Origin of the sequence: Acinetobacter sp. WCHAc010052 (assembly GCF_002165295.2) — a bacterium.
Classification (GTDB): domain Bacteria; phylum Pseudomonadota; class Gammaproteobacteria; order Pseudomonadales; family Moraxellaceae; genus Acinetobacter; species Acinetobacter chinensis.
This window is the reverse complement of sequence record NZ_CP032143.1, coordinates 1731426-1754812: the sequence shown is the minus strand read 5'-3', so window position 1 is coordinate 1754812 and position 23387 is coordinate 1731426. Positions and strand designations below refer to the sequence as shown.

Below are 23387 nucleotides of genomic sequence, written 5' to 3'. Positions count from 1 at the left end.
TATTCCTTAAATTTTTTCCAGCATTGCTGCCTGATGTTGATGTAACTGTTTTAATATTTCATTTCTGATTGTGGAGCATTCACCTTCCCATAGATTACGGGGATGGCTGCTTTGTAATGTCCAGATCTGACTGATATTTGCCGGATGACCTGATAAAAAGAAAATTCGATCCGAAATCAGCAAAGCCTCATCAATATCATGTGTGACCATAACGGCTGCGGCAATTTCCTGACGATGAACCAGGTCGACCAGCAAATGCTGTAATTGTGCTCTGTTTAATTCATCCAGAGCACTGAATGGTTCATCAAGCAACAGCAGTCGTGGAGATTTAGCCAGTGCGCGGGCTAAAGCTACCCGCTGTGCCATGCCTCCAGATAAAGTGTCAGGCTTTGCGTGTGGAATATGATCCAGTTTCACCCGTTTTAATGCATTACTCACCCGCGCCTGAATTTCTGCTGCATTCCGTTCTGTCTGCTTTTTAAAATTTTGACCAAAAGCAATATTTTCAGAAATGTTTAACCAGGGCAGCAGTACCGCAGACTGAAACATAAATGCCATTTCTGACTTCTGTTGGGATACCGGTTTCCCTGAAAGCTCGATTTTCCCATTTTCAGGCACATGCAAACCTGCAATTGCAGACAGTAAAGTAGACTTACCTACACCACTTGGCCCTAAAACAGTAATGATTTCACCTTGCTGAATATCAAAATCAGCACCATCAATCACGGCTTGAGTTTTAGCAGCATGGCTGATCGTCAGTTGTTTTGCAGAGAGTAATACCGGATGAATATTCATGACTTAGCTCCCTGAACGTGACAGTTCAGTTTTTAATTGCAGAACACTGGGTGTCACAATAGGAATAAAAGCTGATTCTTTGAGCCTTCGGGTAAAACCTGCTTCATAAGGCGTTAAATAACATTTTCCACCTGTACTGCATAATTCAAGCTGAATGGCATGCTGGGTGAGCTCACTTAAGCTGATTCTGATCTCAAACAGAAGTCGTGCCTGCGTGACAAACTGTTCAGATTTCAGTCCAAGGAAAAGTGCCTTCAGGTTTTCATCCAGCTGCTGTTGAATAAAATGAACCTGATCGCTCACTAAACTGGAGTGCTTTTTAGCAATCACCTGCTGAAGACTGCGTTTAATCAATCCTATGGATAATGCGCACTGTAAGCCCAGAAATGCCGGACGAATTGCAGGTAAATAGTCTTTCGCCTGATCACTCAGTAATTCAGTCTGTGAAACCGTCACATCAGTAAGAATCGCCGCTGCGGTTGAACTTCCTTTCAGACCAATCAGTTCCAGATCCGGTCTGCGATCAAAACCATCACGGTTTGATGGGACTAAAAACAGTAAAGGTCCCTGATTACTGTCAGCTGCTACTGCGACGCTAAAACCATCTGGGTGAAAATTGGTCACCCACGGCAGTTTCCCGTTGAGTTTCCAGCCGCCATCGACTGCTTCTGCCTGAATCTGCAATGGTTCAAGACCTGAGAGAAATTTCATTGCATTGGACAGACCAGTAGCACCTGCATATTTTCCTGAAAGAAGTTCATCAAATCGGAATTCATTCAACACATCGGTTTTTGCAGTCAATAAATACTCAATATAAGTACGCTGGCTCCAGCTGACAAAAGCTGCTGTAACTGAATGCTCTGCGACTTGTGAAATGGTTTCAATAGCATCCTGTAAGGTGTTGCCAAGACCACCGAATTGCTTCGGCACCCCCTGTCTGAATACATCTGCCTGCCCCAGCTGTTGAAGTAAAGTAAGACTCACGTCAGCTTCACCTGCATTTAAGGCTTCTGCATGCTGTTCAAGCCAGGCAGCTAAAGTAGCATCAAGCATTTTTAGGTTCCCATTGATGTGCAGCAAGCTGACTGTTTAATTCTGTACGGGCCAGGGAGTTTGCATAGTTGCATAAAGTGGCAAGGCTTAATCCCAGCAGGACATCCAGTGCATTCTGTTCAGTAAAGCCCGCATTGAAGAATGCATCAGTGGTCTGTACATCCACAGCACCTTTAGTCAGCAGCACCTGACGTGCAAAAGTAGACAAAGCATTCAGGCGTATATCGGGTAACTCAGTCTGATCACGGAGAGCCTGAACAGTTTCTGGCGAAAGTCTGGCTTTGTTTTTCGCTAAAGCGGTGTGACCTGCAACACAGAATGAACACCCGTTATCTGTGGCAGCAACCAGCTGTACCACTTCCCGTTCCTGTACATTTAAACTGCTGCGGCTGTTGATTTCTGAAACGGTCTGGTACATTTCCAGCGCAGCAGGTGCATATGCCAGAACACCAAGAAGATTGGAACTGAAACCATTGGCTTTTTCAGCATTGATCAGGCGTTGTTTTGCTTCAGCTGGTGCTTGTTCGCTTGTTAAAGGTTTGAAATAAGTTGTCATGGTATGTACTCCGTTTAGAGTACCTAGTGTTGAAAATTTATAGTATTCTCTCAATGCTTATCAGTATTTTAAAATGCTTTATCGTCTAAACATTTGGAAGTTTTTATGCTTAATAATTCTCAAAAAATGCTAAGCTGGTTAATCGACCGCCTGGAAATTGAGACATCTCTTCAGCATTTGAGCCGTTATCATCAGCAATGGTCAACTTCCATTCAGGGACAGGGACAAGCAAGTTTTCATCTGGTTATTCAGCAGGACTGTCATTTTCATCTTATTGAAGAACATGATTTTATTCATCTTTATCAAGGGGATGCCATCTTTCTTTTAAAGGATATCCCTTTTATTATTACGGACACAACGCAACGGGTTGCTCCCTCACTGAATCACTTACAGCGTAATTTAGCCAACAGTAGTGATGCAGGTGTACTGTCCTGTTCCACACATCTTGCCTGTGGTTATTTTACGTTTCGTTCCAGGCTGTCAGAGTTGTTTATAGCAGCATTGCCATCCTATCTGATTTTAAGGCAGAACGATCAGGCACTGACTGAATGTATCAGCATTTTTGAATTAATCCGTCATGAAGCAAAACTGGATAAAGAGGCTTCCATCAGCCTGATTGAACGCCTGACCAGTATTTTATTTTACTACCTGATCCGTCATACCTTTAATCAGGGAAACCATAAGAATATCCCCCTTTGGACCTTATTTAATGATCCAAAACTGTATCCTCTCATTCTGGATATTGTTGCGAATCCTGAACAGGACTGGACCCTGCAGTCCATGGCTGCTGTCTGTGGTATATCCAGAGCTAACTTTGCCAGGTATTTCACCAGTATTGCAGGGTTTTCAGCAACTCAGTTTGTTTTATATTACCGTGTGCAGCTTGCGCAACAGTTTTTAGCTGAAGGTCTAACAATCGCTGATTGTGCTGAAAAAGTCGGATACCAGTCTGTCGCGGCATTTACCCGTGCTTTTCAGCGTGTGACTCAAAAAAATCCCAGTCAGTTTATGAAACTTCAGCTTTCCTGAATCCATTTTTCAATAAGCATATTTTAGGATTATTTCACAAGGAACATATCCACACACTGACTGAAATGATTTTCTGATTTCATTTTTATACAGGGTTAAAAGTATATAATGATTGAAAGCTTATTTTTATCCTGGATATGACAGTTACATTTTCAAATCACAAGCAGATCAGAGAAGTTTCAACTTTTTCAGAACTCGTAAATTCAAAATTTAAGGGTGAAACAAATGCCATTTGCTGGCATAGAAATCTTCATGGTGATTTTAATGAGATTACCAGTAAACTGGAGTTAAAAGAAAATATTACTGAAGTTTCAGTTGAAGATCTTTTAGCGCTGCAGCTTTCTAAGAACGGTCATTCAGCCAGGGAAATTATTCTTCAGGATATTCAGCTGCTATCTGACTTTGGTGCGTCTCCCTCCCTGAATCTTCTGAAATGCTATGAACGTGATGATGAACTGGATTTTATTTCAACGGACGTATATTCATATCATGTAGATCGTTCTCCCATAGAAACCGACACTTTTTTATGCACCTATCATGGAGCTGCAAGTGATATCCTGCCAAATGATCAGGTGGAGCAAAAAATTCTGATTCCGGAAATCAGAAATAAACTCAAAGAGCTGCATGATGGATCTGAAGCTGAATTTGAATCATTTCTGAAAGAATACTTCTTTGATCTGCACTATCAGCCCAAACCTACAGCCGAACCTTTAAATTTAGGTAATGGGCACCTATGGCGTTTAGCTGTTGATCACCCAGCACAACAGGTTTTACCCTGCGTCCATCGCGCACCTGTTGAAACCATGGGTGAATATAGACTGCTTTTGATCTGTTAAGGCTCTCTTATGAACATCACCAGATAATGGGGATAATGATCGTCAGATATCTGGTTCCAGTAAAATTGTCACTCTGTCTGTTGAAACTGTATCGTTCTAAAAATCACACCAAGCTTCCCATTTCTGGTGCTTCACCAATAAATTAAAAACAATACTATTAACTCAGATAAAAAATTAAATCTGGAGTATGACAATGTTTGATATGCGCTTATCTCATGCACGTGGTGCAGCTCATCATGGTTGGTTACAATCAAAACATACATTTTCATTTGCTGATTACTGGGACCCAAAACAGGTTGGTTTCTCAGATCTGCTGGTGATCAATGACGATACAGTAGCGCCGTCAAAAGGCTTTGGTACACATCCACACCGTAACATGGAAATTATTTCCTATGTGCTTGAAGGTGCTCTGGAACATAAAGATTCTATGGGTACAGGTTCGGTTATTGTCCCTGGTGATATTCAGCTGATGAGTGCAGGTCATGGCGTTGCACACAGTGAATTTAATCACTCTGCTCAGGAAAATGTACATTTTCTACAGATCTGGGTGGTGCCTGATCAAGTGAATACAGCACCGGGATATCAGCAGATTCATATTGCTCCTGAAGATAAACGCGGTAAATTTCATCTGATGATATCTCCTGAAGGTGGTGAAAAAACACTTGCAATTAAACAGGATATCAATATTTATTCAGGTCTGTTTGATAGCCATGAAACCGCGGATTTCGTCATTCCTGAAGGTCGCTATGTTTATTTGCATGTAGCCAAAGGCAGTGTGGATGTAAATGGTAAAACATTTAATACAGGTGATGCTGCCCGTATCCGCGAAGGTGGTACGCTTTCCTTCAGTCAGGGTAATCAGGCAGAAATCCTGATCTTTGATATGCGCCCTGAAGAAATTCCAAGCATGGCTTAACTGACTGAAAAAGCATGAATGAATCCATTCATGCTTTTTTATTTAAATCAGTCAGGGGGTATTAAACATCCCCTTGTACTGTTGTTCTGAGTTTCAGCTTGAATGGATAAGTCCATTATATATCACTCAAAATACTGCTATCTTTCACATGGTTTTTCATCATCTATACTGGATATCTATCAGAAACCATTCTGATTTTTTATGTAAAGCCATGGTTTTTAATAAAAGTTTTTGCTCGAACTGACAACTTTACCAATAATTTCCACATCTGAAGCTTCATTTAAGTTCAGCTCCATTGGAGGATAGATTTTATTATCAGAAATCAGTAAAAGTGAGCCGTTCAGCAATTTCTGAATCCGTTTAACCCAAAGCGTATCCTGGCTCCGGATTACATAAATATGTCCATCATGAGGCATTTTTTCAGCAGTATTGACCAGTAATGAATCCTGATCACTGATGGTAGGTTCCATTGAGTCGCCACGGGTAAACACGACGTATAAATCTTTTTCTTTCAGTCCACGGCTGTTTAACCAGTCTTTTCTAAAAGCCATGCAGTATGCAGAACTGTCTTCCATGCCCACAAATGCACCAGCACCTGCAGATACCTCAATATCCTCTCTGACTGGAATCAGGCCAAATTCGTCCATGACAGAACTGGTCGCATCCTGACTTTGTCCATTCAGAATATAATCAACATTCACCCCATATTCTGCGAGTAAAAAAAGTTTATCCATAGGGATATTGCCTTTTTCGCTCCAGTTATAGAGTGAATTCCTTGCAACTCCTGCCTTTCGAGCAAGTTCACTGACGCCTATTCTTTCAATTTCTGAGCGTAAACGTTGCATAAATTTACTCAAAGCACGACCCCTTTACAAAATTATGTTCAAAATTTTGAACATTTTTGTTGAAATATTCAAATTATTGAGCAATCATATATCTCAAGCAGGATGGATTCAAGTAAAACCTCCAGGTTTAAAGAATGGTTTGATCTTAAATTAAACACTTGAATTTATTTATGCTCAATAATTTGAACATATTTACATATATCTGAACATGGAGCAATAATATGAAATCAGATTCTATTTCTATAATGTTACTTTTTGTCACTTTTTTCAGTTTTGCAGGCTGGTATATGGCAGAAACAGACAATCAGATTCTGGCTCAGGAAAACTCTCAACTGAAAGCTCAGACGATCCATCATGAATAGTAATCAGCTACTTCCATCAAAAAAGGCAAACGTAATTATACATTTGCCTGAATTGAATCCTTACCCTGCCTGAAGCTGAACTTCAGTAGAGAGAACTGCAAATGTCGATTTGCAGCATTTATGGATAGTTAAAGGTTGGAACTTACAAAGTTTTTACGTGCTTTATGCAGCTTTTTATAACTGTCTATCAAACGTAAATGACGATCCAGTCCTTCCAGTTGCATACTGGTTTCGGTCAATCCATGGAAGCGGATACTGCCGTCCATAGAACCGATGACTGCGTCCATTCTTTCATCGCCAAACATGCGACGGAAATTATATTCATAGTCATTCAGATCCAGGTCATCATCAAGTTCAACTTCCAGCACGACATTCAGTGCCTGATAGAACAATCCACGTTCCACTGTATTGGTGTTGTACTGAAGAAACTGTTCCACCAGCTCTTTGGCTTCTTCAAATGCCTGCAATGCCATGTAAATGAGTAACTTTAATTCAAGTATGGTCAATTGTCCCCAGACAGTATTGTCATCAAACTCAATACCAATCAGGGTTACGATATCGGTGTAATCATCCACCTCCACCTCTTCCAGTCGTTCAACAAGTGCTTCAAGCTGTTCTTCATCGAGACGATGCAGATTTAAGATATCTTCACGGAACAGCAAAGCTTTATTGGTGTTATCCCAGATCAGATCTTCCACCAGATAAATTTCAGAATAACCCGGTACCAGTATACGACAGGCTGTTGCACCCAGGTGTTTATAAACAGCCATATAAACTTCTTTGCCCATATCTTTGAGGATACCGAACAAAGCTTCCGCTTCCTGAGCATTGGCATCTTCACCGCTGGAGCTGAAGTCCCATTCCACAAAATCATAATCTGACGCTGAGCTGAAGAAACGCCATGACACTACACCGCTGGAATCAATAAAGTGTTCTACAAAATTGTTTGGTTCAGTAACAGCATTGCTGCTGAAAGTCGGTTTAGGAAGATCATTCAGACCTTCAAAACTACGACCCTGCAGGAGTTCTGTCAGACTGCGTTCCAGAGCCACTTCAAGTTTTGGATGTGCGCCAAAAGAAGCAAATACACCACCAGTACGCGGGTTCATCAGCGTTACGCACATGACAGGATACTTTCCACCCAAAGAGGCATCTTTCACAAGAACAGGAAAGCCCTGTTCTTCCAGTCCCTGGATGCCTGCCACAATACCTGGATACTTGTTCAGTACTTCCTGTGGAACGTCTGGTAGTGTAATTTCACCTTCAAGAATTTCACGTTTTACAGCACGTTCAAAAATTTCAGACAGACATTGTACCTGAGCTTCAGCAAGTGTATTACCGGCACTCATACCATTACTTAAATACAGGTTTTCAATCAGATTGGATGGAAAATAAACGGTCTCTCCATCTGACTGACGCACAAAAGGCAATGAACAGATACCACGCTCAGTTTTTCCTGAGTTGGTGTCGTAAAGATGCGTCCCCAGTAATTCTTTTTCAGGGTTATAAATTGCGAGCGTATTTTTATCCAGGATTTCTTTAGGTAACTGACCTTTTGGACCAGGTTTGAACCATTTTTCATCTGGATAATGCACAAATTCAGCATTGGCAATATCCTCTCCCCAGAACTGGTCATTGTAGAAAAAGTTACAGTTCAGACGCTCAATAAATTCACCCAGTGCTGAAGCAAGCGCACTTTCCTTGGTCGCCCCTTTACCATTAGTAAAGCACATAGGTGCTTGTGCATCACGGACATGCAATGACCATACATTTGGGACAATATTTCGCCATGAGGCAATTTCAATTTTCATCCCCAAACCTGCCAGAATACCTGACATATTGGCAATGGTCTGTTCCAGTGGCAGGTCTTTGCCTGGAATATACGTCGTATTTTCAGATTTAAGACTCGGCATGAGCAATGCCTGAGCATCGGCATCAATACTTTCAACTTCTTCAATAATAAATTCAGGACCGGTCTGAATGACTTTTTTAACAGTACAGCGGTCGATGGAACGTAAGATTCCCTGACGGTCTTTTTCAGAAATATCAGTCGGTAATTCAACCTGAATTTTAAAAATCTGTTTATAGCGGTTTTCAGGGTCTACTATATTGTTCTGTGACAGACGGATATTGTCTGTTGGAATATCACGGGCTGCGCAATACACTTTGACAAAGTAAGCTGCACACAGCGCTGAAGATGCAAGAAAATAATCAAAAGGACCCGGTGCTGAACCATCCCCTTTGTATCGGATGGGTTGGTCGGCAATGACCGTAAAATCATCGAATTTTGCTTCCTGACGAAGATTATCGAGATAATTGACCTTGATTTCCATGCGGGACACCTGAGTATTCCTGTTCAGCATTGCTGAAAAAAGGAATATAAAAATGAAATAATATGTATATCCAGACTATGATTTTGATCGGATACACATATAAAAATAAGAAAAACAATGTTTTAAAGTTGAAAAATACAGTACTGAAAGACTGATTATGCCCTTAAAAACAGATTCGAAAGTAATGACCTGTGATTTTACCGAATTATTCACATCAATGGATGACTTTTATCATTACTTCGCTGTTATTTTTTAATGGTTCTGACTTCAGTATTACTGGGATTTTTATTCAAAGCCCGTTCTTCGTCATACATACACTGGTGAACAGATGAAAGTTCTGCATACTTCAGATACATTAGACGATCCATATTTTAATCCGAATATCCATAATTCAACATTCAGGGAAAGTTTTCTGTCATGACATCGTTAAAACTGAATGCAAAGACCCTGGTTATAGATCTTTTACTTGCAGCATCAGACCGTCCTATTACGATCAGACAACTCATCTCCGCTGCCCGGTTATTTGATATTTCAGAGAACCAGATACGGGTTGCTACGACCCGCCTGTGTAATGAACATAAAATTGAAGCAATTTCACGCGGGACTTACCGTCTGGCACAGCAGTCTCATGACTGGGCTGATATTATTGTCAATCGACAGCAAGGGATTCTAAAAACCAGACCCTGGCAACAACAGTACATTGCTGTCTTCAGTAACAGTCTGGGACGTGTTGACCGTGCTGCACTGAGCAGACGTGAACGGGCATTGAAACGGTTTGGGTTTAAAGAACTGGAACAGGGAATTTTCATTCGTCCGGATAATTTAACACTGAGCCTGGATGATATTTTTCGTGAACTGGTAAACGCCGGTGTAGAGCCGACAGTCAAAATTGCATTGATTCATTCATTTGATGAAAAAACACAGCAGTCCATTCCAAAGCTGTGGGATACCTCAAAATTTGAAAAAAATTATATAAAATACAATACCATTATTGAGAAATGGCTTGCTGAATACCCTCATCTGAATATTAATGATGCAGCCAGAGAATCGTTTTTACTGGGGCGGGAAACCATTGCTTTATTGATGACTGATCCTCTGCTTCCTGAAGCATTTGTTGATGTGAACCTGCGTGACCGGTTTATTCAGAATGTGACTGAACTGGATCGGACAGGTTTAAAAATATGGCATTCACTGAATACAGAATCACTATAAATTTCTGATTTAAATTATATATTTGGTAAATACTTTTTATTACATTTTTAAAAATAAAATTTAGTTTTGTGTAATGATTTGAGTTATATTAATTATCAATACCAATAAAATGGATTATAAAAAATGAATACCCGTGTCAGTGTGACTGAATTATTCAGCAGGGACGAAATTAAAGAACTGACTACAGCATCAGATCTGCATGGTGCATGGGCTGTCGGTTCTACATGGGCAATTATTGCGGCCACATTTGCAGGGGTAGCATATTACTGGGAGTACGCCCCCGTCTGGGCAAAAGTATTAATGATTGCAGTTGCCTTGGCAATACTCGCAGGTCGGCAGTTATGCCTTGCCATATTGATGCATGATGCATCTCACAGTAGCTTATTTAAAACCAGATGGCTGAATGATGTTGCTGTTGACTGGCTCTGTGCCCGTCCTATATGGAATGATTTACATAAATATCGGGCGCATCACATGCGACACCACGCAAAAACATCTTTGCCTGAAGATCCAGATCTGAGTCTGGTCGCAGGTTTTCCTGTGACAAAGAAGTCCCTGCTGCGCAAATTTACCCGTGACTTAACAGGATTGACTGGCGTGAAATTTCTGTTTGGTCGCTTGCTGATGGATCTGGATATACTTGAATGGACGGTATCCAATGATCAGAAACGTATTCCTCAGAATGGAAAAACGTTTAAGGACTATGCACTGTCCTTATTCAAAAACAGTTCGGGTGCTGTAGTCAGCAATGCTGTGATTTTTGGAGCTTTATGGCGTGCAGGACACCCTGGACTTTATGCGTTGTGGCCTTTGGCTTATACCGTACCATTTCCGCTGTTTATCCGGATCCGCTCTATGGCTGAACACGCAGGAATGCAAACCAGCCATTCAGCCCTGACCAATACCAGAACAACACATGCAGGTTTACTTGCACGTTCATTTGTTGCCCCGATTCATGTCAATTTTCATCAGGAACATCATCTGATGGCTTCAGTTCCTTATTTTAAATTGCCACGTATGCACCGGGTACTTCGTGAGCGTGGCTTTGTAGATCAACCACCCACCTATGTTGAAGTGATTAATTCTTTGTCAGAGAAGAAAGCCGTAATACCTGAAACGACTGCATAACACAGACCCAGTAAATACTCTGGGAAAATACTCAGAAGCTGCCTTATTTCAGTTGTCGCTGAAAACAGGCAGTTTTTTGTGATTGGTATTTCACTGTAAAAATGTAGCTATGTTGTCAGTCATAAATATCAGCGGATGATGTTGTGGTGTCAAAGCACTGGTTCTAAACTGCACAATAGAAGTACTGCTGGCAAAGAGAAATTACCAGGAGATTATGAGTAAAGTTTATTTTTTAATCATCAGAAAGAAATGCATAAATATCATGCAGTGACTGCAGCGGTCTGATTGAAATAAATCTGAGTGTATCCGTGGAGAAAAATACACTCAGAATCAGTTTCTGTTTTATGACAGAACTTTGGCTGCTTTGGTCTTATCAGCCAGCTCATAAATCAAATCCTGCAAAGCCAGCATTTGTGCACGGTTATCATGATCCCATGGATGATAATTTGGGCGGAAATAATCAATATAATTACCCAGTTGTTTACGCAAAGCACCCACTTCACCAAAGGTATATCTGTACGCTTTACGCCATGCTGAGAGATCAGTCAGTTTCTTCTCATCCATCACGATTTTGGTAAATACAGGCAATACAAAGCCCCAGAATACGACCGTTGCAGCAACCAAGCCAAAGCTACGCAACAGATAAGCATAGATGCCCTGACCCATTGCCGTATTCCACACATCATAAGCCACGGCTTTATGCTCAGTTTCCTCAAAAGCATGCCAGCGCCAGATATTGGCATAATGTTCTTCTGCACCCTCGAATAATTCAGGAATCTGTAAAACTGAATCTGCAAGCAAAGCGGTAAAATGCTCAAGCGCAATTGTTCCACTTAACCAGTATGATGCAGGTAAATGCTTTTTCATTAAACCAAAAACATCAAGTACAAAACTTTCAAACTTCGGTGCAATTGGATTTCGCTCAAACAAAGCTCTGTTATAGTCCTCGTGCTCACGACCATGCATCGCTTCCTGACCAATAAATGCAGTCACTGCTTTCTTCAGTTCTGGGTCTTCGACCAGATCACGATGTGCACGGACGGCATCAATGAAGAAACGCTCACCGATAGGTAAAACGATTGAAAATGTATTCAGTAATGCTGTAAAAATAGGTCCAGCTGAAGTATGCCAGTCTGCAATACGGTCTGCCGGCAAATCAAAACGAATATCACGCCGAATCGGTAGTGGCTCATGATAAGTCGCAGACTTTATAAATTTTTTTAAAATACCCATGATTTATCCCGCCTTCATGTTTATCATTGATAATGATGTCCTTACTGAAATTGTACTCAGCTGAATACAATTCCATAGGTCATTTCGACTCATTTATATGTCATTGCATCTCTTTTTTTACATTTAGGCCATATTCAGTCACATCAATGTCAGTCACGTCGATACATGGTAATGACACACGCTCCACCCAAGCCGAGGTTATGTTGTAAAGCGATTCGGGCATTTGCAACCTGACGTTGATCTGCTGTACCACGTAATTGCCATACCAGTTCAGTACATTGCGCCAAGCCTGTTGCACCCAAAGGATGCCCTTTAGACAATAAGCCCCCTGATGGATTGGTGACATATTTACCACCATAGGTATTGTCTGCATCCCAAATGAATTTTTCAGCTTCGCCCTCAGGACACAGTCCCAAAGCCTCGTATGTGAGTAATTCATTAGCAGTAAAACAGTCATGTAATTCAATCACATCGACATCTTCTGCACCGATGCCTGCTGCTTCATAGACTTGATTTGCGGCTTGTTTGGTCATGTCATAGCCGACCATTTTAATCATGCTTAGTTCCTCAAAACTTGAGGCATAATCGGTAGTCATTGACTGCGCTGCGATATAAACAGGATTGGAAATACCATGCTTTTTGGCAAATTCGTCAGAACATAAAATGACTGCACCTGCACCACAAGTTGGCGGACAACATTGAAAACGGGTCAATGGATCAAAGACATTATCCGATGCCATGATTTCATCCAAAGATAAGACCTGACCAAATAAAGCATAAGGATTGTTGCTTGCGTGTTTACGGGCTTTGACCGCAATCTGCCCAAAGGTTTCTTTTTTCGTGCCGTATTTCCAACGGTACTCACGCCCTGCACCACCGAACATTTGTGCTGCAGGCGGTGCAGAATTGAAACCTTGTACATTTAACATCACTTGGGCATGCTGTCCCATCGGTGGTTCACGGTCATTGAATTTTGCACCCAATGCGCCCTTTTCCATTTTCTCAAAACCGAGTGCGAGTACACATTCAGCCAATCCACCTTCAATGGCTTGACGGGCAAGGAATAAAGCACTCGAACCCGTAGAACAGTTATTATTGACATTGACAATGGGTACACCTGTTAAGCCAAGTTCATAGGCTGCTCGTTGTCCGCAAGTTGAATCACCATAGACATAACCTGCAAAAACTTGTTCGATTTCACTGTATTGAATATTGGCATCCTGTAAGGCTTTTTGCCCTGCCTCCTTTGCCATTTCATAATATTCAGCACTTGCACCCGGCTTGGCGAATTTGGTCATGCCGACACCAATTACATTGACACGTCTTTTCATTTTAATATCCTGATTTTAAAGTCCCTTCTCCCTTTGGGAGAAGGTTAGGATGAGGGGAATTTTTTATATAAATCCTATCCCTCATACGAAATTCTATTTCTCATCCTTTAAAGTAAGTGAGAACTTCCATTACGAGTTAAATATGAATTCAATCTTCAAATTAAACTAATCCACTTAAAAACTGCATCTGATGTACCAAACGAATATCACCATCCACTACCACATCACCATGCTGATACAGATCGCGAATCTCACGCTGACTTGAAACCAACTCTGCCAAATGATGATCGGATAATGTCAAAGTCACATCAGCATTGGCATCGCTACCCTGTTGCACACTGCCATTGGCTAAATTCACTGTCCAAGATTCATTCGGTTCAGTAACGTTAAATTGATAAGTATGGTTTGCATTACTTTCACCTTTTAAACGATTTTGTAGTGCTGTGAAAATTTCAGGTGCTTTTGCCTCTTTGGCTGTACTTGTCGGTGTTGCCGCAGCCTGTGTTGTATCACCCGAAGCCACACGTGCATCACGAGCCTGATCAATCAGCTTTTTGTCCATATCTTGCAGAACAATCAGCTTATTGGATGCCATCACATTGCCCCCAATTTTTAACTGACCACCAAAGAACAACTTTTGTACATCAGCAAGTGAGCCATTAAACACGGTTGGCACATGCTCTTCATCCATTTCAAGGCTTACATCAGGATTGGCAACTTCACCTGCACCTGCACTGCCTGCACCATTTTTCAGGTCAATAAACCACAAAGACTCAGGATTTTTCAGTTTAAATTGGAATGAAGTTTTGGTTTTATCGACAATATCTGACTTCGATTGAATGTGTTGATTGACCGCTGTAAATAGATCCGCAAGCGTGATTTCAGTATTTACCGCATTAGCTTCATTCGATACTTGGACTTGAGCAGATTGAGCTGAATCTTGAACCGTTTTTGGTTTTGCTTTCACTGTTGGAATTTCTTTATACAATTCAATAGCAGCGTTTTTGATCACCACTTCATTACGTTCTTTGACCCACGTTTCAAAAATGATTTTGGTGTCTGATTCTTTCCACATTTTCGTCACAAGGGTATCGCCCGGATAAACACTCTTAGCAAAACGTACTTTGATACTTTTGAAATAACGTCCATCATTATTGCTGAAAGCTTTAATCACATGGCGACCACTGAATCCAAAAGTACATAAGCCATGTAAAATTGGACGGTCAAAACCAAAGGCTTTGGCAAATGCAGGATCAGCGTGTAATGGATTCCAATCACCTGACAAACGATATAACAGTGTTTGATTAATGTCTGTTTTCTCTTCAATCACAGCATCAGGTTCACGCTCAGGTGCGACATTGATTTCTGCCGAATCACCACGATCCCCGCCCCAACCACCTGCACCTCGAACAAATGCAGTCATTTCGTTATAAATCAGTTCTTCACCATTTTCATCTTTAGACGAAATTGCAAAAGTCACCACAGCATTCGGATCTTTGTCATAAGCACTTTTTAAGGTAAATGTATGCTGTAACTTGGCATTTGGCGGTAAAGGTCGTTTAATTTCAGTATATTGCTCACCATGTAGTACACGGTCAAAGCCATAATTCATTCCCGGAAGTGTCACGCCCTGTTTTGCCATTTGCAACATGGCATTCATTTGTGGCATCACACCATAAGTTGGAAAGGCTTGGAATTCACTACCCAACTCGTAGACATAAGCAAGTTCTGAACTGTCCAATGGATTTTGCGCTGCACCAATTCCCAATGCATAAAGCGATAAATCACGTTCATCATAGGATGACTCGATCTCAATTTTAGCTTTAGACGCAAGATCTAAGTCAATGAATTCATTGCCCCCTAAGTTTGGATGATGAATCCCTTCCAAAATTGGCGTGAATGATTCTGTAGTCGATGTCGGATGGCTTGATTCTGTGAAATCGGTAATTTTATCCCAATGACGTGCCACATCATCGACATTGAATGGGCGTGTATTCGGGAACATATAACCCTCTGTACGCTCCCAACGCAGTTTAGCAACGAAACCTGCACCGACTTCAAATAAGCCTTTATTTTCCTTACAGTCTTCATGAGCAAGCCAAGCCACCAAAGGACTCACCGCTTCAGGTTTGAGCAAAGCCAATAAATCAGGTGGCATGACGGTTTCAGTCAAACGAGACGCTGCTAAGGGTGCAATGGTATTGACGAAAATGTTTTTACTACGGCCTTCTTCCGCTAGACAGTTGGCTAATCCGAGAATGCCCAATTTTGCCGCACAATAATTGGCTTGACCGAAGTTACCGTAAATTCCAGCTGCCGACGTGGTCATAATAATACGACCATAACCTTTTTCACGCATGATTGGCCAAGCAGCATGTGAGACACTTTTCGAGCCATTCAAATGCACACGCATAATCAGATCCCAATCCTGCTCAGTCATTTTGGCAAAACTGACATCCCGTAAAATCCCTGCATTGTTAATGACAATATCTACAGTACCAAAGTGATCTAAAGCAGTCTGGACAATGGCTTCACCATTTTCAACAGAGTCATAATTGGCAACCGCTTCACCGTCTGCGGCACGAATTTCTTCAACAACTTTGTCGGCCGCCCAAGATGACTGACCTGAGCCATGTGCGCCACCACCCAAGTCATTGACTACCACTTTACAGCCTCGTGCTGCAAGAGTCAGTGCATGTTGTCGTCCTAAGCCACCACCTGCACCTGTGACAATGGCGACACGCCCATCAAAACGTAATTCTGACATTTTTATTCCTTTTACTTATCTGTATGCATATAAAAATTGATGTTGATGAAAGTAATCAGACGTCCTGTTTTTTAATACTTTCATTGCAAGCCTGTTTAAAAATAAAAGTGCAGGCACCGGTTTTCATGCATTTTCGGGGCATCATTGCATGTTCATTTTTCTGATTTATAAAATTTCAGCTCAGTTAAATATGCCGTTAAATTATCCATATCTGTTTTAAAATCGGATGAAATTTTCGTCAATTGCAATAAGCGTGATTTATAGGGTGGAGCTGAATTTTTATGCAAATCTGCAGATGTTCTGATTCAATATTCAAAGTAATATCTGAACTGAATCAAACAGCATTAAACTTTTTTAATTTTTGATTATTTTTAGTAATAAAACATGATCATTCAATATAATTCATAAATTAAGAATTTACGATTTGTGCATATTATTCTGCTTCTGAGGTTTTTTTAAAGCAGTATAATTCATCAATAGCCTGCAAAAGGCTGCTCTCCTTTCTTCTGCACCAGAGTGTGAAATGTCCAGAAATCTTGCGACCCTTATTGGCTTCAGTGCTATTTTACAGTGGTCGTCTATAGTTGGGTTATTGAAAAAAGTAAGTTTCGACATAGGTGCAGATCTTGCCGTGACCTTTATGTACAGTATCAGTGCTTTGATCTTATTGGTGTTGTTCAAAATCCCCGATCTGAAGCTGCTTTCCCGTGGATATCTGATTTTTGCGACTCTGCTTTTTGTCGTGTATGAGCTGTGTTTTTCCTATGCAATTGCACTGGCGCAGACTGCACAACAAGCGATTGAGGTCAGTCTGGTCAATTATCTCTGGCCAAGCATGACCATTCTGTTTCTTATTCTTTTTAAAGAACTGAAATTCAACATACTGGTGCTGTGTGGACTGGGCATAAGTATGAGTGGAATTGTACTGATTCAAAGTGGATCGGGGTCTTTTGAGTGGGGAACAGTCTTACAGAATTTACAAGCTAATCCCATCAGTTATATGCTGGCATTTGTTGGTGCCGCACTGTGGTCTCTGTATTGTGTGATCACAAAGAAGTACAGTAATGGACACAATCCGATTACCCTGTTTTTCCTGGCAATCACGGCTGTCCTCTGGTTGAAAATTCTGCTGATTGGTGATCTGACACCTCTTGAAAATATGAGTTTCAGTACACTGGGTTACCTGCTTATTTTGTCTACTGTGACTGGACTTGGTTATGCCGTCTGGAATATCGGCATTATTCAGGGCAACATTACAGTACTGGTCGCTTTGTCTTATTTCAGTCCTATTTTCTCATCTGTCATTTCCATGTTTATTTTACAGACCGCACTGACGGTCAATTTCTGGCATGGAGCGGTGCTGGTCACAGCAGGTTCATTGCTCTGCTGGATTTCAACCAACTGGCAATTGCTGAAAAATAAGTTCTTTTATATGTTTAATGGAAAAGTACTTTAAATCTCTTTCATTGTAAAAAAGCCCTGAGCTTATAAAAAGTTCAGGGCTTTTTTAATGATTTTATAGAGTATCAGACAAATTTATTCAGCTTTCCAGACGTCTTCGTAGTCATCTGAATCAATCATGAAACGATAACCTTCTGCCAGTGCAAGGTATGGAAGTGCATCAGGGAAAACCTCAAAGAGTTCTTTTACAGTAATGATTTCAAAAAAATCATCCCCTTCTTCAAGTTCTCCACCGTAGATATACCAGGCGACATTGTCCTGTGGATCAAGCGCTTTACGTAGTCCAACAACAGGTTCTTTGTTCAGTGTATGAACAGCTATGGCAACGAGATCAGTCTCTTTTACTGCATTATAGCTTGAATCAAATTCTTCACAGACAAGTTGCTGTTCTTCAATTAAATCTTTGTCCATGTGTATTCCGTATAGCGCTGAAAGTTGTGTCATTCTAAGTGGTTGAGCTGAATTGCTCAAGAATTTATCTCAAAGCATTTATCAGTCTAGTTTACCGAATAAATGTGATGAGGATATTAAATTTACAGCGTCAGGTCAGTCAGCATCATTACTGTGTTTCCGGCTTTCAGTCTTGCTGAACAGAAATATTCATGATTATTTCATTAATATTTCATGGAACATATGTCTGAGCCACTGGTGACTGGTTTTATGATGGCAGGACATATGCCAGTACTGTTTAACCGAATAAGTCGGAAATGAAATCGGGGCTTCAAATATTTTCAGATTGCCACGTGACAACAGTACTTCACTCAGATAATAAGGCACAGTGGCAATTGCATCGGTATCCTGAACCACCAGTCCAACACCCAGATAGCTTGGCAGACGCATCAGAATATTGCGCTTCAGCTCAAGGTTTAAAAGCTCATTTTCAATGTGGTAATGTCCCATTCCTGCATCAATATCAATATGTGACTCACTTAAATATTCTTCTGCACTGATGCTGTTTCCTGTCAGGCGTGGATGGTCTTTGGATGCAATTACGACATAATACTGCTCAAAAAGTTTCTGCTGATAAAAGCCATTTTCAAGATGTGGTAAAAAACCCAGCGCGAGATCAATTTCGCCATTTGCCATCTGATAACTGGTTTCAGAGGTAATCGGACGGACATTCAGACGGATATGTGAAGCATATTTTTTCAGATATTGCGTAATTCGGGGCAGAAGAACCAGATGCGATACATCGGTCATTGCCAGTGTAAACTGCTGCTGTGATGTGGACTGATCAAAATCAATCGTAAAATTATTGATAATTTCAACTTTACTCAGTGCTTCACTGACCAGAGGAAACAGTTGTTTGGACAATTCTGTTGGAATCATCTCATTACCGATACGTAAAAACAGCGGGTCATTATAATGCTGACGGATCTTATTCAGAATATTACTGACGGTGGGCTGACTCATGGTCAGATGATCTGCGGCAACTGAAACGCTTTTATATTTATAGACGTAAAAAAAGATGCTGAGTAATTTACAGTCCAGTTCAAACACGAAATTTATTTCCCTTATTTCATTAAAGACAGTGTTTCCATCATCTGCCCTTTTTATCACAGTTCCAATGTTTAAAAGTATCTATTTATTCTTTTTAACTATAAAAACAGCATTGACTTACTATAAGTAAGTCAATGCTGTTCAGTAATCAGTCTGCTGAGATATCTTCAAACAGAACAGAGGATAAATAACGCTCACCACTGTCAGGTAATATCACAACAATCGTTTTACCAGCATTTTCTGGACGTGTTGCAAGTTCAGCAGCAGCAGCCATCGCTGCACCGCTGGAAATACCGACCAGTATTCCTTCCTGCACCGCAGTTTTACGTGCGTAATCAATCGCTGTCTGACTTTGAACTGCAATGACTTCATCAACAAGATCAAGTGCCAGGTTACCTGGAATAAAGTTCGCCCCAATCCCCTGGATTTTATGAGGTCCTGGAGTAATGCTTTCACCACGACGCGTCTGGCTGATAATGGCAGACTCAGCCGGTTCAACGGCAACAGAATATAATGGCTGATTTTTCACCTTTTTAAAATAACGTGAAATACCCGAAATTGTTCCACCAGTACCCACACCTGAAACCAGAATATCCACTTTACCGCCAGTTGCATTCCAGATTTCCGGACCCGTAGTCAGTTCATGAATTTCAGGGTTGGCAGGGTTTTCAAACTGCTGAGGTAAATAATAAGTTTCAGGCTGCTCGGTCACCAGTCGGACCGCTTCATCCACTGCACCTTTCATACCTTTGGCAGGGTCTGTCAGTACCAGGTTTGCTCCCAGTGCTTTCAGTACTTTACGACGTTCTATACTCATACTGGACGGCATGGTCAGTGTAATGTCATAGCCTTTGGCAGCTGCAACAAAGGCAAGTGCAATACCAGTATTACCGCTGGTCGGCTCAACAATATGCATACCTGCCTTTAATAATCCACGTTTTTCAGCGTCTTCCACCAAAGCAGCACCGACACGGCACTTTACTGAAAAAGCAGGGTTACGGCTTTCAATTTTTGCCAGTACAGTTGCCCCACCCGTGATTACACGGTTAATCCGTACCAGTGGTGTATTACCAATTGCCTCGGCATTATTACTGTATACAGCAATGCCTTTATTTTCTGTTGCTGGAAAAGCAGAATCAGTCGTCATAATCATTCCCTAAAAATATTTTTGATTTTCAGAACTCAGACATCATACCGTTTAATTAATGATGTAAAAGCATTCTTATACGAATTTCCATTGAAAAATATTTCACAGTTATACTGCTCTAATAAAACAGACGAGTTTTAAGGGTATTTTTTAGTGAAAGCATTATGAAGTGAATAAAATGTAAGCAATTTTTACAACTTTGATGCAGTATTTAGTCTTACAAAGGTTTGTAATGTAACATCGAATTCCTGACAATATCGGCAAATGAGAAAATCACCAGGGGACACAATGTCAAATAAAAGTTACAGTAAACTCTACCGGAACTTAACCCGTAAAATACTGGATAAAATTGTGACTCCCCAGGTGTTGGGTAATACCGCTGCCCTGGAACAGAATCTTGCACAACAGTCAGACAAAGTACGTGTCTGTTATGTGCTTCAGGATGCATCTCTGAGTAATACGGTTCTGATTGACAAGGAAGCTGAAAAACGCGGATTGCCTTCCGTATTTTCAGAAATCAGCATTGAACAGTCACATGAGTCGGACTCCATACTGGTTTTGAATGACACTGACCCTGTTTCCAATGCTTATCATTATCCAGAAAAGCTCATCCGGCTGATTGAATACCTTGATAAATATCCAGAATATGAAATTGAACTGATTCCTGTCACTGTACTCTGGGGGCGCGCGCCAGAGTATGAAGATTCATGGTTCAAGGCTCTTTTTTCAGATGCATGGTCCACCCCGTCAAAACTGAAACAGACCATTAATATTTCACTTTACGGTCGTGAAAACTATATTGAGTTTCATAAACCCCTATCGCTGCGCACGCTCGTTCAGGATGCAAAAACTCACCTTCCGAACTTTTCACCTGCCCATCCCGTGGTTCAGGAACTGAACTCGAGTTTCAATAAATACAAAGAAGCCATACTGGGTCCCGATCTTTCAGACCGACGCAATTTAATCAATAGCCTGTTAAAAACAGAAGCTGTGCGTCAGGCTATCGTAAAAGAAAGCATCGAAGAAAAAGTCAGTATGCTTGAAGCTGAAAACAGGGCTAGAAGTTATCTGATGGAAATTGTTTCTGACTTTTCCTATTCGACTTTACGTTTTGCTGAAATTGCACTGACCAAACTGTGGACACAGCTGTATGACGGGATTGAAGTTCATAACTTTGATACCGTGCGTGAACTGGCTCAGGACTATGAAGTTGTCTATACACCATGCCACCGCAGTCATATCGATTATTTACTGCTGTCCTATGTAATTTTTAAACGTGGATTGATGGTGCCGCATATCGCAGCAGGTATTAACCTGAATATGCCTGTTGTGGGACAGTTAATGCGTGGAGCCGGTGCATATTTTATCCGTAGAACATTCAGTGGAAATGAGCTGTACACTTCCGTTTTTAAAGAATATCTACACAGCCTTCTGTCCAGAAATACACCGCTTGAGTACTTTATTGAAGGTGGTCGTTCAAGAACAGGACTGTTGTTGCCTCCTAAAAAAGGAATGCTTTCAATGACTGTTCAGAGTCATTTACGAGGCTCAACCAAACCTGTGGTTTTCATTCCTGCTTATTTTGGTTATGAAAAACTGCTTGAAGGATCTTCTTATCTGAATGAACTGAGTGGGAAGCCTAAGGAAGCTGAGTCTCTGTTCGGTCTGCTCAGTTCCATGCGTAAAATTGAAAAAGTATTTGGACAGGTTTATGTCAATTTTGGAGAACCTGTTTTTCTGAAAGATGTGCTTGAGGAAAATGCAGCGGATCAGTTAAAGCTGAGAGTAACCGATGACTTACCAAAACCGGTTATTCAGACCGTAAATCAGGTTTCATCTGAAATTCTGGAAAATATCAATAAAGCCGTGGTCATTAATCCTGTCTCGCTTATTTCATTGATTTTATTAAATACTGAAAAAAATGAAATGTCTGAATCACTTCTGGTTCAGCATCTGTTGAAATACAAAACACTGTTAAAACAGCTCTGTTATGATAAACGTATGATTATTACTGAGCTTGCAGCAGCAGAAATAATCGAATACGTATTAAAACTTAAACAGATAGAAAGATATAATCATCAGGGTGAAACCTGGATCAGAGTAGTCACCAATCAGAAAGTTCTGCTGAGTTATTTCAGTAATAATATTCTGCACTGTTTTATTCTGACTTCGGTTATTTCATCCATCATCAGCGTTCACAAAAATATTCAGTATGAAGAACTGACTCAGTATATTAAAAACATCTATCCCTTTATTAAAGAAGAAATGTTCCTGAAATGGTCGCAAGCAGAACTGAATACTCAGATTCAGGCTTCTCTGAACAGTCTGACTGATATTGGTCTGATCCAGGTTCAGAATGATCAGCTGATCCCTGCTTCAGATACGGAGTCTGCTTTCATCCTGCACTCAGTGGCAGAGATTTCAACACTGACCATGAATAATTTCACCGTCATGATTGATCTTCTTGGGAAGTATGCTGTTGATGCCGGGATTAATATAAAATCACTGGAAAAAATGTGTAAGTCCATGCTGAAAAAACTGAATGTTTCAGGGCGGATTCATTCAGGTTTCTATTTTGACAGCTCTACCCTGAAAAGTTTTATCCGTATTATGAAAGAACGGAAATTAATCACTGTTCAGGATAATATGGTACAGATTAATTCTGAACAGCTGGATACGGCTTATCATATTTTCAGCTGGTATAATGCTGAAACCCGCCAGATTATTTCTGAAGCAAGTAATTTTACTGAAAAAGAGCTGAAAGATTTTAGTGATCTGACAAAGAAATAAATATTGCCTGTAAATAAGCATCCTCAAAAATGCTTATTTATATCAGATTATCTTATAAATCCATTCATGAAAAAGAATTGATTTTGTATGGTC

The 23387-nt window shown here is 40.7% G+C and carries 20 protein-coding genes; 8 read left to right on the top strand and 12 right to left on the bottom strand.

What is annotated here, in order from left to right; all coding sequences use genetic code 11:
* Positions 1-6 precede the first annotated feature (6 nt).
* The 3 genes from CDG61_RS08740 to CDG61_RS08730 are packed head-to-tail and all read right to left on the bottom strand — an operon-like array spanning position 7 to position 2404.
* Entirely contained in the window at positions 7-795 is a 789-nt protein-coding gene (locus tag CDG61_RS08740; protein WP_087550049.1) for an ABC transporter ATP-binding protein, read from the bottom strand.
* A gap of 3 nt (positions 796-798) precedes the next feature.
* Complete coding sequence (locus tag CDG61_RS08735) at positions 799-1848, bottom strand: acyl-CoA dehydrogenase family protein (RefSeq protein WP_087550050.1); 1050 nt, start codon at positions 1846-1848, stop codon at positions 799-801.
* On the bottom strand, positions 1841-2404 hold the full coding sequence (locus CDG61_RS08730) for a carboxymuconolactone decarboxylase family protein (RefSeq protein WP_087550051.1): 564 nt from the start codon (positions 2402-2404) through the stop codon (positions 1841-1843). Before CDG61_RS08730 ends, CDG61_RS08735 begins: the two co-directional genes overlap by 8 nt.
* A 105-nt stretch (positions 2405-2509) precedes the next feature.
* On the opposite strand from CDG61_RS08730, the gene CDG61_RS08725 reads away from it, so the two are divergent.
* The 3 genes from CDG61_RS08725 to CDG61_RS08715 all read left to right on the top strand — a co-directional run bounded on the left by CDG61_RS08725 (position 2510) and on the right by CDG61_RS08715 (position 5185).
* Positions 2510-3433: an AraC family transcriptional regulator gene (locus tag CDG61_RS08725; RefSeq protein WP_087550052.1), complete on the top strand. Its 924-nt coding sequence runs from the start codon at positions 2510-2512 to the stop codon at positions 3431-3433.
* A 137-nt stretch (positions 3434-3570) separates the two neighbouring features.
* On the top strand, positions 3571-4269 hold the full coding sequence (locus CDG61_RS08720) for a DUF1826 domain-containing protein (protein WP_087550053.1): 699 nt from the start codon (positions 3571-3573) through the stop codon (positions 4267-4269).
* A 193-nt stretch (positions 4270-4462) separates the two neighbouring features.
* A complete protein-coding gene (locus tag CDG61_RS08715) occupies positions 4463-5185 on the top strand; it encodes a pirin family protein (protein ID WP_087550054.1) in 723 nt (240 codons plus the stop codon).
* A gap of 218 nt (positions 5186-5403) precedes the next feature.
* Here the strand turns inward: CDG61_RS08715 and CDG61_RS08710 are convergent, their stop codons facing one another.
* The gene (locus tag CDG61_RS08710; protein ID WP_087514044.1) at positions 5404-6030 is read right to left on the bottom strand and encodes an XRE family transcriptional regulator; all 627 of its coding nucleotides are present in this window, start codon (positions 6028-6030) and stop codon (positions 5404-5406) included.
* Positions 6031-6251: 221 nt separating this feature from the next.
* On the opposite strand from CDG61_RS08710, the gene CDG61_RS17460 reads away from it, so the two are divergent.
* Positions 6252-6392, top strand: a complete 141-nt coding sequence (locus CDG61_RS17460) for a hypothetical protein (protein ID WP_171405445.1) — start codon at positions 6252-6254, stop codon at positions 6390-6392.
* 128 nt (positions 6393-6520) lie between these two features.
* Here CDG61_RS17460 and CDG61_RS08705 read toward each other — a convergent pair whose 3' ends face one another.
* Together CDG61_RS08705 and CDG61_RS17740 are read right to left on the bottom strand one after the other, a co-directional pair.
* Positions 6521-8725, bottom strand: a complete 2205-nt coding sequence (locus CDG61_RS08705) for an OsmC domain/YcaO domain-containing protein (protein WP_087550055.1) — start codon at positions 8723-8725, stop codon at positions 6521-6523.
* Positions 8726-8970: 245 nt separating this feature from the next.
* A complete protein-coding gene (locus CDG61_RS17740; protein ID WP_265936252.1) occupies positions 8971-9093 on the bottom strand; it encodes a hypothetical protein in 123 nt (40 codons plus the stop codon).
* Between the two features lie 49 nt (positions 9094-9142).
* Here CDG61_RS17740 and CDG61_RS08700 point away from each other — a divergent pair, with 49 nt between their 5' ends.
* Together CDG61_RS08700 and CDG61_RS08695 are read left to right on the top strand one after the other, a co-directional pair.
* The gene (locus CDG61_RS08700) at positions 9143-9937 is read left to right on the top strand and encodes a PaaX family transcriptional regulator (protein ID WP_087550056.1); all 795 of its coding nucleotides are present in this window, start codon (positions 9143-9145) and stop codon (positions 9935-9937) included.
* A gap of 123 nt (positions 9938-10060) precedes the next feature.
* Positions 10061-11065, top strand: a complete 1005-nt coding sequence (locus CDG61_RS08695) for a fatty acid desaturase family protein (RefSeq protein WP_087550057.1) — start codon at positions 10061-10063, stop codon at positions 11063-11065.
* A 342-nt stretch (positions 11066-11407) separates the two neighbouring features.
* Here the strand turns inward: CDG61_RS08695 and CDG61_RS08690 are convergent, their stop codons facing one another.
* From CDG61_RS08690 to CDG61_RS08680, 3 genes are all read right to left on the bottom strand, one after another.
* On the bottom strand, positions 11408-12298 hold the full coding sequence (locus CDG61_RS08690; RefSeq protein ID WP_087550058.1) for a metal-dependent hydrolase: 891 nt from the start codon (positions 12296-12298) through the stop codon (positions 11408-11410).
* A gap of 149 nt (positions 12299-12447) precedes the next feature.
* Positions 12448-13629, bottom strand: a complete 1182-nt coding sequence (locus tag CDG61_RS08685; RefSeq protein ID WP_087550059.1) for a lipid-transfer protein — start codon at positions 13627-13629, stop codon at positions 12448-12450.
* Between the two features lie 160 nt (positions 13630-13789).
* A complete protein-coding gene (locus tag CDG61_RS08680; RefSeq protein ID WP_087550060.1) occupies positions 13790-16396 on the bottom strand; it encodes a peroxisomal multifunctional enzyme type 2 in 2607 nt (868 codons plus the stop codon).
* Between the two features lie 523 nt (positions 16397-16919).
* Here CDG61_RS08680 and yddG point away from each other — a divergent pair.
* Positions 16920-17852 (top strand): aromatic amino acid DMT transporter YddG, encoded by a 933-nt coding sequence (yddG, locus tag CDG61_RS08675; protein WP_087550061.1) that lies wholly within the window; start codon positions 16920-16922, stop codon positions 17850-17852.
* Positions 17853-17932: 80 nt separating this feature from the next.
* Here the strand turns inward: yddG and CDG61_RS08670 are convergent, their stop codons facing one another.
* The 3 genes from CDG61_RS08670 to cysK form a co-directional block, all read right to left on the bottom strand.
* The gene (locus CDG61_RS08670) at positions 17933-18268 is read right to left on the bottom strand and encodes a hypothetical protein (protein WP_087514052.1); all 336 of its coding nucleotides are present in this window, start codon (positions 18266-18268) and stop codon (positions 17933-17935) included.
* Positions 18269-18463: 195 nt separating this feature from the next.
* A complete protein-coding gene (locus CDG61_RS08665) occupies positions 18464-19357 on the bottom strand; it encodes a LysR substrate-binding domain-containing protein (protein ID WP_087514053.1) in 894 nt (297 codons plus the stop codon).
* 148 nt (positions 19358-19505) lie between these two features.
* Entirely contained in the window at positions 19506-20504 is a 999-nt protein-coding gene (gene cysK, locus CDG61_RS08660) for a cysteine synthase A (protein ID WP_087550348.1), read from the bottom strand.
* Between the two features lie 288 nt (positions 20505-20792).
* Between cysK and plsB the strand changes: the two genes are divergently transcribed.
* Positions 20793-23294, top strand: coding sequence for a glycerol-3-phosphate 1-O-acyltransferase PlsB (gene plsB / locus CDG61_RS08655; RefSeq protein WP_087550062.1), 2502 nt, complete (start codon positions 20793-20795; stop codon positions 23292-23294).
* The last annotated feature ends 93 nt before the right edge of the window (positions 23295-23387 follow it).